We start from the raw sequence: 14,694 nt of genomic DNA, 5'->3' as shown, positions 1-14,694 counted from the left end.
TATTGACACCTCCTGAAGAGGTATAAAGAGTCGCGTCACACCAACCCACCTTCACCAGCTTTCTTCATGTGCTCTGGCGTCAATTTCCTCTGCCGTCAACCACCTCATTTGCGAGAAGCCTAGCCTAGTGACGATTTGTTGAATCAGCGGCTGAATCCGCTCCCACGCAAGACAAACCTTCGCTCCCTCCGACATGTCGATGTCCTTGCCCATATAGCCGAAGGCTGTCAACTGAAACACCGTCGAGCCGTCGTTTGCTTTTTCGTGTGCAGAAACGAATAAGTCAATCCCTAAGTGCTCCCTCAAAATGCACTGTGCTTTCGCTGCCTCACCTCTGGAGCGCTTCGGCTTCGTGATTGTAAAGCCACCTCTCTCCTGGAGAACCCGTGATATTTCAGATAAAATCCTTAAGGCAATCAAAGCGCGATTGCCCTTTGCATCCATTAATATGGGTGTGACTTGCACATAAAATATCCCGCCCCAAACGTCAACCATTGCAGCCATTTCAAAGACCCCACCCCTTCCGAAAAGCGTTCCAGGTGGCATCGAAGCAATTCTTTGCAGGCGTCCCACAAGTGCCAGCCACGCGATCAGAGAAAAGTACAGGAAGCCGGAGCCGAAACAAAGCGTCGCGCTTAGCCCATGCCTCTGCACCCCTCACTGAAACGAGGTAGTTGGTCGAGCTTGCGACCCAATGCATCCAGAATCCTTTAGCTTCGTATGCAAAGTGCCACGACTCTCCATACTTGCCAACCGCCACACCCATTGTCCCAGCCGATAGGCCAAGCCTCGTCCCTACCGCCGAACCGATGGTAGCACCGGTCCTGAGGGTCAAGCCGATAGCGGGACCCATGTTAGCGGCAAGATCACTGGCATCCATCATGTGAGCAGGAAGTGGTTCGAGAAGGCGTCCATTTGCATCGCAATAGAAATCCCCGCAGATCCGTTTCTGGTCCAAGGAATAAATAAACCTTCCTGGATCCTGCACACTCGGCCCGATCGGCGATTGCTCCGTCCAAATACCACCGATGCTGCCGCAATTGCCTAGCGGTCCTCCACACGATGTAAGGCTTCCGAGGTTGAACGGCGTTCCAGTTATGCCAACTGCACCCGGTCCCCAGATGGCCGCATCGATCCCATTTCCGGCAGCAGAAGCCGCCAGCCCGATCCAGGGGTTCGCTGTGAGCACTCCCGCCACAACTCCGAAAATCGTGCCGAAAATTCCTTCCCCAGTCGGATCGGTGTAGTTGAGCGGACTGTTGTTGACATAGGCATATCCGTTCCAAGTCTGTGGATCCGCCGCATGCGCCCCCGCATTCCCCGGATCTGGACTCGTGAACCGCCCCTGCTCCGCTGAATAGTATCGCGCATTGAAGTAATCCAGACCCGTCTCAGCGTCGCGATTCATGCCGGTAAACTTCGGACTGAAGCCGTCGCCGGACGACGTATACCCGAGCCCCGCCGTCCGTCCGTTGGTTCCCGCGAATAGCTCGACGCCGAAAGGCAGATAGTCGTACCGCCTGGATACATTGCCGAACGAGTCGGTCAACAGCCGAGTGCTACCCAGGTGATCCGCTGTCACGTAGCACGTCGGGGTGCCGCATGCGCTTGGTACAGTCTGGTTCGTGTATTCCGCCGCGAGCTCGCCCGCCGCGTCATAAACATAGGTCGTGACAACGGTTCCGGCGACCTTCTGGACCCTGCGGCCGTCTCCGTCGTACCTGTATGTCGTCGTCACGCCATTGATCGTCGCCGACAATTGCCGGTTCTCCGCATCGTAGCTAAAGCTCCGTACCATCGAGCCAACACCAGTCACATTCCCCGCACTGTCCATCGACCAACCATTGATCTGATTGTTAGCGAAATACCAGTTCGGGCCTTGCGGCGTCTCCAAGGTCAGTGCAGGCAATCCGCTCCGCGCGCTCGTGTCCAGCCAGCGGTTTCCAAGATTGTTTCCGGTCGAATCGGTGTATTTGTATGTCTCTTGCCAGCCAGCCGGCCCCGATTCCGAAGCTGCCGTTAACCGATTGACGCCATCATAGCTGTACGATTGGGTCACAGCCAACCCACCACCTGCGATCCGTTGCGTCCGCAATATCCCATTGTTTCCGGTCGCGCAGGTCACCGCCGACCCCGGGCAATGATAATAGTTCAGGGCCAGGGGCGGCGTCACGCCCGTCTTTCCCGCAGTGAGCCCAGTCATTTGAAAACGATCGTTCCACGAGGTCTGCTCCACGATCCCGTTCCCCAGCGTCATCTTCGGCACACCATTCGCAGCCGTATAATCGATGCTCGCGTAATTAGCCTGCGTCGAATCATTTTGCACCGAACTGATCCGCCCCACCGCATCAGCGAGGTAGTTGAGCTTCCGTCCTGAAGGGTATTGGATCTGAGATAGCTCGTCCGTCAACGAGTAATCATAGAGGAAAGCATAGTTGTTTCCCAAGACCGCTTGCGTGCTGGTCTTGATCCTGCCTAAGGCATCATAGGTGTACGAAGTACTGAATACACCGGCAGTTGGCGACACGCTCACGGACGACAACACACCACGCCTTCCCTGATCGTATCCCCAATTCACCGTTGGAGTGCCCTCCGGGCTGCCATCGATTTTCGTATACGCTTTGCTTGCCGGCCGGTTGAACGCATCGTAGCCCGACATGGTCGTCACCGTGCCGCGCGCATCCGTGCGAGTCAGCGTATTCCCGTTTGCATCATACGTATACTTTTCAAGCCCGGTTGCAGGAAGAGGCGATTGCACACAGTTCGCGGTCCCGGTTTCCGGATTGCATGCCTTCGTGAGCCGGCCTAGCGAGTCGTATTCAAACGCACGGTGTTGGCTGCCCACATCCACTCCTGTCAGGTTGCCTCGGATATCGTAACCATACTGAGTTGCCGTGCCATCCGGCTCGCTCACATTCTTCAGCCTACCAAGGCCGTCCATGCAGCGGGTCGTCGAATTACCGGCTCCGTCCGTTGTCGAAGCACCGGCGCCGGTGCAGGAGGGCGAAACAACGAGGGCGCTGACGCTCGTTCCTGTTGAGGTCGAATTACTTCCCCAAGGAGATGGCATGGCGCTGCCCGAATATGTGGTCATCGTTGTCTTCACCGGGAGATTTGAGGGAGTTGGCACATCGCGCCTCGTGAGTGTCCAACCCATGGTTGCATCACCAGTGGTGAGGTACGGGTTCGACGTCAACTCGTAGCTCTGCCCTCCTGTTCCGAACCGATAAGCTTTTTGCACCTTGTTACCCGCCGCGTCTTGCGATTGATACACCCGTCCCAGAGGATCGAACCACGATTTGGTAATCAATGTTCGCGACGCCGTGTCATCCGCCGTTGTGGTCACTAAGCTGTTGGCGTCATCGTAGTCGGTTGATGTTGCACGACTGAAGCCGGTAGCCGTTTGCAGCACTTTCGTGGTACGGCCAAGATTGTCATAAGTCATGGATGTCGTCACGGAATTATCAGCGTCGGTCTCGCTAGACTGAGCGCCGCTGGCGAAATCGAACACATAGGTAGCCTTGCGGCCTTCAGGCTTTGCTACCGGATTTGGACAACTTGCGCCCGGAGCAGTTCCCACTACCCGAGTCAAGGGATAGAGATTGTTCGAGTCGTAACAGATCAGTGTTTTATTGCCATTCGCATCGGTCTGGCTAGAAACATTGCCATTACTCAGATACGTCAGGTAGGTGCTCACCGACACGCCGTCGGTCCCGGAACGCTGCATCTGAATGGCGTTTGCTGTTGTCAGCGCATTATCATAGGTGAACGTTACCGTCGAGTTACCCAGGCTGTCGGTATAGGGAGCTTGTAACATTCGCGGCGCACTCGTGTTCCAGTAGGCGGTTGTCGCGTAGTAGGTACTTGTTTTCGCACTGAGCGAGGTGCAGCCACTCTGGCAAGCTGACGTAATCATGCCGGTGATTGGATCTCGTGTGATCGCGCTCGCCGGCGCCCAATCGTATTGGGTAGTCGAAACCGTATTTCCATTCGAGTCCTTTTGGAGGTAGGTGACCTTGGATATTCCCCCTAACGGCGTTTCTACGATGTACTGCATATAGGGATTGAAAGGAGTACCAGCCGGAACACCCGGCGCGGCGACATTCGACGTCCAACCATATTCCACAGACGTGCCATCTCGCCTAAACATTTTGCGCGGCACCGCTGGACAAAGATCGCGGGATTTGACCGAAGACGAGCAAAGGTTTGACGTGTACAGCAACTGATAGCTTCCATCGGGGAATGTGATCTGGCTTACGTTGGTGTCTGTCGCCAGCACGGGATACGAGTAGACGTCTGCTGCCCTCGGCATCGTGTAAACCGTTGTCTCCTGGATCGATTGGGCTGACAAAGGTTCAACATAGGCCAGAGTCTTCGATGCAAGTGGATTCAGCGTGATTCCCGGCGCCCGCTGAGACGATGGCGCCGCCGGGAGCGATGTCAGCGTATCGAACTGGTAGAGGTAGTCACTCTTCCATTGCTGACTGCAATTTGAAAGCGCCATTCCAATGCACACCGCCGCCGAGCGCAACTCTCCCCACGTATAGGCTGAGCCAGGGGCCGCACTATAATCGAACGAAAATATGCTAGATGGCCCATTTGATTTCGCGGCTGGCAACTGTACGGATGTGACGACCGGCGCTTGTTGACTGACCCCGGCTCCAACGTTACATAGATACGAAGTATCCGTCACGCCCGCCGCAGAAGTCTGGCAGTAGTATGGCAAATTCGATGCCGCAGTACTGGACCATTGAACAGTTGTGGTAACTCTCCCGTTTGGTCCTGGAGCCGTAATCGTATCCGTCCATGTGCCGCTCGCGTTCGATGAGTAGTTCATGACGACGTTACGGCCTTGCGCGTCCTGTAGCGTTTCTGTGCAGGCAACACCAACGTTGCAGCTTCCAGTAATTGTCAAGTTGTTTCCGTTCCGATCGGTGATCTGATCGGCATCGCTCTCCGTCGCATGCGGCTGATTGGTCAATGCGATCGGACCAGTCACGCGTGTCCCATCCGGAAAGTATGCAGTCCACCTTAAGTTCACCGCGTCGGCTTCCACTCGAATTTGCGATCCATCGGAACTTGCAAATACAAGATTGCCGGCAAGCCGGGCAGCATTTAATCCACAATTCAGGTTTGTATAGCCTGCAAAATCGTAGATTGCATATCCGCCGGTTGAGTCACCCGACAGGCTCGAACTGTCATAGGTGGTACTACCCGCAACCGCACTGATGAGGCGGAGCGGGTGATTCGCTCCATCGGGAGTAGTGAAGAATGTCTTGTACCAGTTGGCCGCCTGAGTCGAGGTCACCGCGCCGCAGGTTGCAGAGTTGAATACTGAGATTCGTGTTTGCGACCAAAGTGTGTACTTATAGCTATAGTTCCAGCCTCCACCATGAGCGCCTGGAACGTAGTAGATACGCAGCATGTTTGGCTTGTCAGTCGGCACTTCAGTCTTCGCATCGAATATGGTGCTGTTGTAAACCAGGTTGACCCCGGCGCTGAATCCGCCCGGTCCAGCCGGCAGATTCGCGGCCGGTATCGAGATCATCATGTTGCCATTCACTGCATTCACCGACTCGATATTGCCAGGAGCATAGGCAGATGTAGATACCGCGCCCGACCCTGATGAAGCATTCGGTGGGTCCGTCCCCGGCCCGCTCTGAGCTGCAAGCGGCCGTTCGGACGCGAAAGTGATCAACATCATTACGGCACAGATTTGAATACAGGTTCTAAATGGTTGTTGCATCTCTCCCCCTCTTATGGAACAAATTTCGTCGTTGCTTCTGCGAGCCCGGTAACAGCCTGCTGTTGCTGAAACTTCAGCACCTGCTTCCCGTTCTCCAGTCTTGTAATCGTTCCTGGGAACCACTGGTCGCTGCTTTTCACCCAGTTTGTAAACTGCGTTTGGATTACTTGCTGTTGATTTGGCCCGCTATTGGTAACCGTTCGCACTTCCGCGATCAGGTTGGTTCGATTGTCAATCGCGATGAATAGCTGTTGCTGGAGCGCCTTACCTTCAGCAAGACCCTGGCGCTGGGCCGGTGCAAATGCGAATACAGTCCAGTATGGTCCTGTGTAGTTTAATGTCTTCGTCCCGTCCGGACGAAAATTTGAACCGAGTCGACGCAAGCTGCCACCGCTAGCCATCTGCAGAAGCCAGGTATCTGGAAAGTGCGCCAGTAAACTCTCTGCTATCGCATCGTCATTCGCCGTTGTGCCACCACTTTTGGTCTTAAACCCTGTGCCGTCAAATGTCACCGCGCGCGAGTTGTCTTCTCGGTACGACAAGTAACCAGGCGCCTGAATTTCTATTTGCGCAGCTCTACTTCCATTCGAGTCTGCTAGCGTTCCGACAATCGTGAGACGCGCCTTTTCAGCGCTTGCCATGCGAAGCCCAGACAACTCATGGAATGTAGCGAGGCGGCTAGGCAGACTCGATGGTGTGATGTACACGCCACGGTTTAGCGCATCTCCAGGCGTATTGGGATTCTGTGCCTGTAACAGGAACGCCGTAAGGAGCATGATGACTTTAGATATGTTCACTATCTTTAATTCTTTCTCTTATTCTCAAGATGATCGTTGAGGAACGGGCTGGCAAGGCTCTGCTTCTATTAAACCTGACAGCTTCAGATGAACCAGTGATCGCGCATGGACCCAGCACGGATGCATCCACCACGCGTTTTCCTTGTTCCCTTACTTAATTGATTCCACAGCTTTAACATCAGTCGCGGCGAGTTGAATCGTCGCCTCGGCAGCATCCGCCTTTACCTCGACATCGATATCACGATCCGGCAGATCGACGCGCCGCTTGGCCACGATGTCCTCCACAGCAAATCCCGGACTCATCACCCTCACTTTGTAGCTATATCCCTTGGGAACTAGAACCTCGTAGTCCTTTTGCTTCGCTTTTGAAGCGGAGGAAGGCAAGACCGGTGAACGGCCCACCGCCTCATTCCAGATTTCCATCAGCAGGATCTTTGCGCTGTCTTTGCCGAGGTTGTTCGCGAGGATGTCAGCTTGATCATCGATCGATACCTTAACGATGGCGCCTTCTTCAAAAACAAGCTTGATCGCCGCTTGCTTTGCATTTGGACTGGGAGTAGTCACATATACTCCCCTCCGATCCCACACACAAGGATTTAGCATCCGAGTGCCCCCGCCCCCCGCGCATACTCGGTACTTGCCTGATGGAATCGAGCTAAAGAGCGCTACCCCCTTCTCGTCAACCACCGCTCGATATTGTAGGTTTTGGGGAATGGCGGGCGGATCGGGTTCATCCAGTAGAATCACTCGCGCACCTGTCCAAGCCTTGCCGGAAGGATCGGCTAGTTGAACGGCCAGACTGACGTCGCCTTGCGAATATGCCAACGTGGCGCAGAGCAAAATTGCTCCGAGAACATGTTTCATGGTCGGGTTCCTCACTGTATCTAGTTGGTACCGGTGAAGGTGCCGACATATTGGCGAATCGCGGGCTCGTTTACGTCGATTCCATAGGAACTGACGTAGACTCTCATCGTACCGATGAAGCCAGAATTTTTCATCTTTAGATTCATATGTAAGTTGAAAATGTTTGTTGACATCATATGCCTGCTTACATTTCCGTCTAGCTCGCAATTGAAAGAGCTACCTGTTCCAATGACCTGTGTGTTATACCCGGTTGTTGACAGCGGAAGGATCGCGGTTGAATCTGCGCTACTACCACCACTTGCGGAATTCGCTACCCGAGCCTGAGCATACATTGGAGCCATATTCGCTCCTGCGGTATATACATCGAAATTTACAGCGCAAGCATATGTAGGAGCCCCTTGAGCATCGAGCGTATTCCGAACCTCGAGTTGGATGAAGCGAATTGTCCAGGACCCGTTCTGACTTGCCGCTCCGTAATCGTAGAACTTTGCAACATTGACAGGGACAGATACGTTCATTGGATTCGTGTAGAGGAGGCTAAGTGCATTCGGGACATAAGAGGCCTTTGCCACGGTTGCAGTCCCCTCAATAGCCTTGCATGCATCAAGCGGATTCAACGTGGTGGCAGTTACTAGAACGCTCGCTGGTTGAGTGGCAGGGTCGGACGTGTAGTACGAGATCATCGGATCGCCATTGTTCACTCCATCGAACCAATTGCCAGCTGTGGTATTCCGCTTCCAAGTAACGCCATAGCTTGCGGCCGCGCCAGTACGCTTGGCTGTAAAGTTCGCCATCTGGTATGGATAGACCGTTGCCGATGGGGGATCAACTACGATAGTTCCGCAATCGACAACAACAAGGGTTAGCGGCAGATCTCGCGTGAGCGTGCCATTTGTGGCTCGAAAAGTTATTGTATAGGTCCCGACCGGAGTTGGAGTCCCTGTCGTCACGTCTAGAGTGATTGCTACTGTCCCTTGATTCGTTGCGCTTGGAGGATTGAAGTTGCGGGTAGCGCCGGGAGGGAGATTCAGCACTGAGAAATTGACTTGCCCAGTAGCCCCCGTACTGGTGTATTGAATACTGTACGTTACTTTTGAGTTGATGGTAGCAGCAGATTTCGTTGCGCCACTAGAGGTCAAAGAGAAATCCACACCGGGAACAACTGTAAAGCTGACATTATCCGTGACGCTCGTCCGCTCCGCACTGGCGGCCGTAACTGTAGTTCCAGTATTCGTACTCACAGCAGCGGCAGTGAATGTGACTGATTGTCCAGAGGAACTTGTCGTCGGACTGATGCTCCCTGAACTGCCCGCACTATTCGTCCAGGTGACATTCGTATTGTCTGCGTTGGTGACCGTCGCGGAGAAGGTCCTTGTGGTACCCCCCGTCAGATTGGCCGTATTCTTGGGAGTCAGACTGATTCCGACACTAGAGCCAGCGCTCAGTGCGACCGTCGCGGTTGAGCTGACTGAGCTGCTGTAGCAGCTTTCTGCTTTCAGCGTCACGGAGCCGATCGTATTCACCGTAGAAGGAGCGCGATAGGTTGTCGTGCTGGAGCAACTTGTACCGGTGGAAACACTCCCTTGGCTAGAGTTTCCGCTCGGACCGCTGAGAACGCTCCATTTCACCAGAGTCGATTGACCTGGCGGAACATTTGCAACCGAGGCGCTAAACTCTCGGGTTGCATATGGAGACAGATTTCCAGATCCTGTAGAAGTCACGGTCACCACACCACTCCCAGTCGGATTGAAGTAGAGGGTGCGAATTGCTGTACGGGGAGTCCCGGTCGTGCTGGCGGCCAAGATCGGCACCGCGATAAAGGTCGACAGATAGGTTGGACTTGAGTAAGTTGTCGTGGTTCCCGTTGCGGCGCTCAGCGACCCGCCTGAACTGCCGACCACACTCCAGTTGACAGATTCGGATGCCGTAATCGTCTCGCTGCCGGGTCCGCTACGATTTCCCCCAGGATTACTCAATTGAAGAACGCCTGTAGCATTCGCTGGAACTGGAGTTGCACTCGCGGAAGTGACTTCTAACCGCATGCCTACCGGGTTTGGCGATGAACCAGTATTTGAGATTAGGAAGTCGATTTCGTTCACGCCGGGCAGTAAATATTGAGTAAAAGTAGCCCCCGAAAGCGTAAACGTTGCCTCTTGGTTATAGGTGGCTCCGGGCACGGTCGTCACCGGACGGCCATTGACGTAGATCTCTCCGGCGTTGTCAGCAACAAGCTTCGCAGTGATTGATACGGTTGAGAGGTTATAGCAACTGAGATCGATCTGCTGCCGAAACACGTAGATGCCTGTTGCTACATCCACAGCCCCAGCGTGCGTGCTAATCCAGCGTGCATTGGCAGTATTGCCAAGGGAGAGTGCGGTTGTAATGGCATCGGTTGTGCTCGCACCACCGTAGGGTCCAGGGTAGGAGACCAGCTTAAAATTTGCATCCACCGTCCCGTCTCCCGCCAAGGCACCTGCTGTCGTATTGCCGGTACTGCGGAAGGGGAGATTAGTGGGAGCTGCCGCACAGTATCCAGCATTCGCGTTCTCGATCGCTATCACCCTGCCGTTTAAGCGGATGTATTCCTTCGACAGAGTCTGCCCAAATCCGGGCACTACGAGCAAGTAAAGAATGAGCAGATGTACACTAAGTCGGGCAGCAAGTGCGTGCATGTGGTCGTATTGTTATAGCATTTGCAGGGTCCTGAAGCAACAATTAGTCCGATTTCGATCGTTTGTTTATTTTACAGTCAGTCCGGCGCGCCACACTTCCGTTAACCTTGAAAACCATACCAAACAGTATGATTACTGCCGGTTAGTCCCGATTCTGACGCTGCCTCCTCAGAGTCGCCCTTTTCGTCGCGGCCTCTCTCCATTAGCCCCACAAATTACCAGTACTTAACCATGCAGAACTTTCCGTGTCTTGTCGATTTCACCGGTAAAACCTACTTAAGATATCCAAGAACTCCTCTTTTCTCCGAGTTAAGTGCCGCAATGGAGCACGTGCATCGGAAGCATGTCGCCTGTATTTTTAATCACATAGGGTGCATTTGTGGGAGATGAGCTCAAGGCACATTCACCGCGCACATGGCAGCATGCTAAGGGCTGTTAACTCCGCTTTTCCACTGGACTTTAGGTGCACATCCTCCGTTCCGATCGCGGGACTCTAGGTGCAGCCGCACGGGACTTTAGGTGCACTCTCTATATTTCCTGTAGCACCTGTAGAAGAAACCAGTAGTAGGCAACCCAGTCGCGTTGAAATGTGGAGTTCTGAGACCGTCCTATCATTCCGACGGGGACTCGGAGAAGCCTGACAACGAGCTCCGAATGGGCAGTCTCTGCGACCTAAGTAGCAGAACTTTGTCACACCTACCCACTCAGCCACATCTACTACAATCGCTAACACACAGGTATGGAGGACAGGAATGCGTCCCTTCTGGCTCGTTTCGTTGTTGACCGGCCTCTCGAATCTCTACGCAGAAGGCCCGGCCGAAGCACTAGCGAAAGCCGACAGCCTAGCAGACCTCCGAGCCTGGAGCCGCGCGGAACCGTTCTTCATCGAAGCTGAGAGAGGCTTCACACAAGTTGGCGACTCCCGAAATGCGCTCTATGCCACGCTCGGGCGAATTCGCGGCGAACTTCCACGAAGGTCCAACGCTGAGGTTTCTCAACAACTGGCCGAGATCCTCGAATCTCCGCTAGCGATAACGGACGACAGGATCCGCCTCAGATGCCTGGTGATCAAGGGCGAGACAGACGAAGACTACGACGCCCTCCTCGCTGAACAAGATTGGCGCGAAGCACTTTCCATTGCGAAACGCCTAAACGATAACCAATGGGTGAATCGAGCCAATGGCGAGCTGGGTATCGTAGCAGCGCTGCAAGGAAAAACAAGCGAAGGACTATTCCTACTCGCCAGCGCACTAAAGGCGGCAGAGGAAAGCCAAGACTTATCGTCCGTAGTCCGTTGGCTCAGCATCATCGGCCAAGGCTTCATTCAGTTCGGGAGACCGGAGGAGGCACTCAAATATTTTGATCGAGCTCTTGCGGCTGGCAGCCCGGTGGAAGAATTGCGCTATCCCTTGATGGCATATGCGGGGAAAGTAAACGCACTCACAAAGCTCGGACGGACCAAAGAAGCGAGAGAGCTTCTAGCATCGGCGCTCACCGTAGCGCGTGACCACGAGAGTCTAGGCTATCAGGCCGAGCTGCTGCGAACCGACGCACTCTTGGCTGAGACTGCCGGACTCCGCGATGAAGCAATCGCGATATTGCAGCAAGCTCTCCAATTCGCTCGAAGCGCATCCGCAAACAGAATTCTCGCTGAGATCTATCTCGATCTTGGGCGACTTCAAATTGCCGCGGGCCAAAAGAAGGATGCAGCAAATTCCTTCAAGTCAGGTGTGGAGGTTGCCCGCTCCATGCGAGAGCGCCTCCTCACCCCTCGCCTCCTAGCAAAATTCGCCGAGAGCGAACGATCTCAAGGGCGGGCAGTCGAGGCCCGGGAACTCCTTCAAGAAGCCAGCGAAGTTACTGAGGGCCTCCTAGCTGGCGTTTGGAGTCCATGGGTGAAATCTCGTCTCGTCGGGATCATGGATGAGGTCTTTCTTGCGCGGGTTCGGCTCGAAACCGGCATGGGCAGCGCCCCCGATCGACTATTGCCGATCATTGAGCAAGCACGAGGACGGGCCCTTACCGATTTGCTGATGGGCAGAGGACAAGGGGAGCGGAACACAGCAGTGGCGGCCAAGGAAGGGCAGCGTCGAATCTCCGCGCTGCAAACACAACTCTGGGGTGTAAAAAGCGCGGTCGCACGACAGAGACTACTCGACAAGATCTTTCGGGCTGAGTCAGACATGATGGCTGTCTCAGTCCAAGAAGATCGGAAGCGGCAAGTTGAACTCAAACGGAATCCGCTCCGGATGACGAATCTTCGGCAAGTCTTAGCGCCGGATGAAATGCTCCTTGAATACGTAGTCGATGACCCTGCCTCATTTGTGCTCATCGTCACGCGCGAACAAGCTTCGATTCAAAAGCTCCCAGGCCGAACCCAGCTGAAGAAGAGCGTGGATATCGCATGGAAGGCCATTCAAGCTGGGCAAGACATTGATGCAACGCTTCCATTACCAGAACTCATCCGCGTCCCCAACATCGAAACAAAAACTCGAATTATTGTAGTGCCAGACGGCGACCTCCACCGCCTACCCTTTGAACTCCTCACGACGTCCAAGGGAGCCAGACTCCTTCAATCGCACGCAGTCTCTTATTCGCCATCAGCTACGGCCCTATATTTCATCAGGTCCCAACCACACCGAGACATGCCTAGGAACTTGTTGAAAAATACCCCTCTACCGCGAATATGATGGTATCTGGATGAGGATGTATTGAATCATTGCTCAAAATTGAACCTGCCCGCGCTCCCGCGATAGGCCGAAAACCATTGATTTTGGGCCATTTTCCGTCATTTAGGCACACTGCTCCTGCAGGGTTTTGACTCGAAGCAGATTGTAAGCTGCGGCTGTATAAGTGACCAGCCATCCGACCTTATCGATTCCCCGCAGCTTGATCTTTTTCAGTCCGCCCGTTTGCTTCATCCATCCGAAGGCCTTCTCTACAAGCCACCTCTTGCTGAGGCTCATGCGATACCCTTCATGCCTTGTCGTACGCTGATCAATGGCGCTTCTGCGATTCTTGTTGTTCTGCGCCACATGTGGGGTCACTCCCAACTCGCGCACTGTTTTGACAAAGTCCTTGCGGTCATAAGCTTTGTCGGCCCCCAGCGTTATGCGTTTGCCGGGCCGCGCTATTTTGGCCGCCATCAATAAGGCGGCATCGGCTTCGCCATGACCATCGGCTTGCGTGCTCATCACCTCACGGATCAAACCATTGCGGTTCTCGATCACAATGTGGCCGAGGTAGCTGAGCTTGGCTTCCTGCCCATTCCCCTTCTTGTACAAGCGGGCATCTGGATCTGTCTTGGACTCGTGCGTTTCATTGCTGCGCTTCTCGCCGTGGAACTGCTTGCCATCTTTGGGGCCTTCGCCATCTTTTCGTTGAAATCTCTTCTGTCCTGCCCAGGCTTCGATCAGCGTTCCATCCACCGTGAAGTGCTCATCGGACATGAATCCAGAGGCCAACTCATTGACCCGGCTAAAGAACTTCTGCGCGACCTCTTCATTCAACAGCCGCTCCCGGTTCTTGCTGAATACGGCGTGGTTCCAAACCGGCTCATCGATCTCAAGCCCAATGAACCAACGGAACAACAGGTTGTAGTCCAACTGCTCCATTAGCAAGCGCTCGCTGCGCACCGAGTAGAAGATTTGCAACAACAACGCTCTGAGCTGACGCTCGGGCGGAATCGAAGGACGCCCCACTCGCGAATACATCTGCTCAAACTCTCCATCCATGCTCTTGAGCAACCCGTCTACCAGTTGCCGTACTTTCCTCAGTGGATGGTCCTCTGCGATCCGATCTTCAAGGTTCACGTAGCTGATCAGGGTTCTTTGTTGCTGGTCGGTTCCGCGCATAAAACATAGATGCTCTAAAATATTTCAGCGTCACATCCAGCGGCGAGTTTTTCAACAAGTTCCTAGGGCCCTTCTCGCCGTTGCCGCTTCCCCAGATTCAAAAACAACACCAGACAAAGCTGGCTCGGGTAAGGTGGCGCGCGGCTTCTATGACATTGACGGAACAGAACTACCAAGTCTGCCAGCCGCGAAAGCCGAAGCAACGCTCGCGTTTGACACACTACCGAATCCAGGGAATCGTCTCCTCGTCAATAGCGACGCGACGGAGTCCGCGATCAGGCGACTCAATCTTAGAGACTTTGCAGTAGCCCACTTCGCAGTGCACGGATTGCTGAGTTCCAGCTTTCCAGAGCGATCCGCACTAGCACTTAAGCCGGAAGGCCAGGATGACGGATTCCTTCAAGCGCGAGAGGTGCTAGGGCTCCGAATGAATGCCCAATTGGTGACGCTCTCCGCCTGCAATACCGGGAGCGGCAGACTCTTCGGGCAAGACGGAGTATCCAGTCTCGTGCGGCCCTTTCTCGCTGCAGGCGCACGAGCCGTGGCCGCAAATCTATGGACTGCTGACGACACCTTCAGTCTGGCCCTGATGAAAGAGTTCTACCAGGAACTTGCAAAGGGAAAGGCCAAAGCAGTCGCGTTGCAGCAGGCAAAGCTAACGATGATCCGCCAATTTGGAAAGACAGCCACACCGAAATTCTGGAGTGGATTGATCTTGTTCGGCGAAGGATCCGAACCGGTGGTCTCAAACAAATAGGAGT

At 54.3% G+C, this 14,694-nt stretch carries 8 protein-coding genes; 2 read left to right on the top strand and 6 right to left on the bottom strand.

Annotated features, from left to right (window positions below):
- Positions 1-51 precede the first annotated feature (51 nt).
- The 5 genes from M017_RS0111865 to M017_RS0111845 form a co-directional block, all read right to left on the bottom strand.
- Positions 52-504: a hypothetical protein gene (locus tag M017_RS0111865; protein WP_162179900.1), complete on the bottom strand. Its 453-nt coding sequence runs from the start codon at positions 502-504 to the stop codon at positions 52-54.
- A 1-nt stretch (position 505) separates the two neighbouring features.
- Entirely contained in the window at positions 506-5,746 is a 5,241-nt protein-coding gene (locus M017_RS0111860; RefSeq protein ID WP_080507674.1) for an RHS repeat domain-containing protein, read from the bottom strand.
- Positions 5,747-5,757: 11 nt separating this feature from the next.
- The gene (locus M017_RS0111855; protein WP_155121371.1) at positions 5,758-6,387 is read right to left on the bottom strand and encodes a hypothetical protein; all 630 of its coding nucleotides are present in this window, start codon (positions 6,385-6,387) and stop codon (positions 5,758-5,760) included.
- Positions 6,388-6,693: 306 nt separating this feature from the next.
- A complete protein-coding gene (locus tag M017_RS29305; RefSeq protein ID WP_155121370.1) occupies positions 6,694-7,407 on the bottom strand; it encodes a hypothetical protein in 714 nt (237 codons plus the stop codon).
- Between the two features lie 20 nt (positions 7,408-7,427).
- Positions 7,428-10,079 (bottom strand): hypothetical protein, encoded by a 2,652-nt coding sequence (locus tag M017_RS0111845; protein WP_031498104.1) that lies wholly within the window; start codon positions 10,077-10,079, stop codon positions 7,428-7,430.
- A gap of 752 nt (positions 10,080-10,831) precedes the next feature.
- Between M017_RS0111845 and M017_RS0111840 the strand changes: the two genes are divergently transcribed.
- Positions 10,832-12,769 carry a CHAT domain-containing protein gene (locus M017_RS0111840; RefSeq protein ID WP_031498102.1) on the top strand — a complete coding sequence of 646 codons (1,938 nt, stop codon included), beginning with the start codon at positions 10,832-10,834 and terminating at the stop codon, positions 12,767-12,769.
- Positions 12,770-12,871: 102 nt separating this feature from the next.
- On the opposite strand, the gene M017_RS0111835 is transcribed toward M017_RS0111840, so the two are convergent.
- The gene (locus tag M017_RS0111835; RefSeq protein ID WP_031495380.1) at positions 12,872-13,933 is read right to left on the bottom strand and encodes an IS5 family transposase; all 1,062 of its coding nucleotides are present in this window, start codon (positions 13,931-13,933) and stop codon (positions 12,872-12,874) included.
- On the opposite strand from M017_RS0111835, the gene M017_RS26585 reads away from it, so the two are divergent.
- The gene (locus M017_RS26585; RefSeq protein WP_080507673.1) at positions 13,896-14,690 is read left to right on the top strand and encodes a CHAT domain-containing protein; all 795 of its coding nucleotides are present in this window, start codon (positions 13,896-13,898) and stop codon (positions 14,688-14,690) included. The genes M017_RS0111835 and M017_RS26585 overlap by 38 nt on opposite strands.
- Positions 14,691-14,694 lie beyond the last annotated feature (4 nt).

Origin of the sequence: Bryobacter aggregatus MPL3, assembly GCF_000702445.1 — a bacterium.
Lineage (GTDB): Bacteria > Acidobacteriota > Terriglobia > Bryobacterales > Bryobacteraceae > Bryobacter > Bryobacter aggregatus.
Note: the sequence above shows the minus strand (reverse complement) of the source record. Positions and strands in the feature narration are given on the sequence as shown.

Bases quoted from the DNA above. Each gene is read 5' to 3' on its own strand.
- M017_RS0111865 (WP_162179900.1), bottom strand. From the start codon at position 504: ATGGCTGCAATGGTTGACGTTTGGGGCGGGATATTTTATGTGCAAGTC.
- M017_RS0111835 (WP_031495380.1), bottom strand. From the start codon at position 13,933: ATGCGCGGAACCGACCAGCAACAAAGAACCCTGATCAGCTACGTGAAC.
- M017_RS29305 (WP_155121370.1), bottom strand. From the start codon at position 7,407: ATGAAACATGTTCTCGGAGCAATTTTGCTCTGCGCCACGTTGGCATAT.
- M017_RS0111860 (WP_080507674.1), bottom strand. From the start codon at position 5,746: ATGCAACAACCATTTAGAACCTGTATTCAAATCTGTGCCGTAATGATG.
- M017_RS0111840 (WP_031498102.1), top strand. From the start codon at position 10,832: ATGCGTCCCTTCTGGCTCGTTTCGTTGTTGACCGGCCTCTCGAATCTC.
- M017_RS0111855 (WP_155121371.1), bottom strand. From the start codon at position 6,387: ATGGCAAGCGCTGAAAAGGCGCGTCTCACGATTGTCGGAACGCTAGCA.
- M017_RS0111845 (WP_031498104.1), bottom strand. From the start codon at position 10,079: ATGCACGCACTTGCTGCCCGACTTAGTGTACATCTGCTCATTCTTTAC.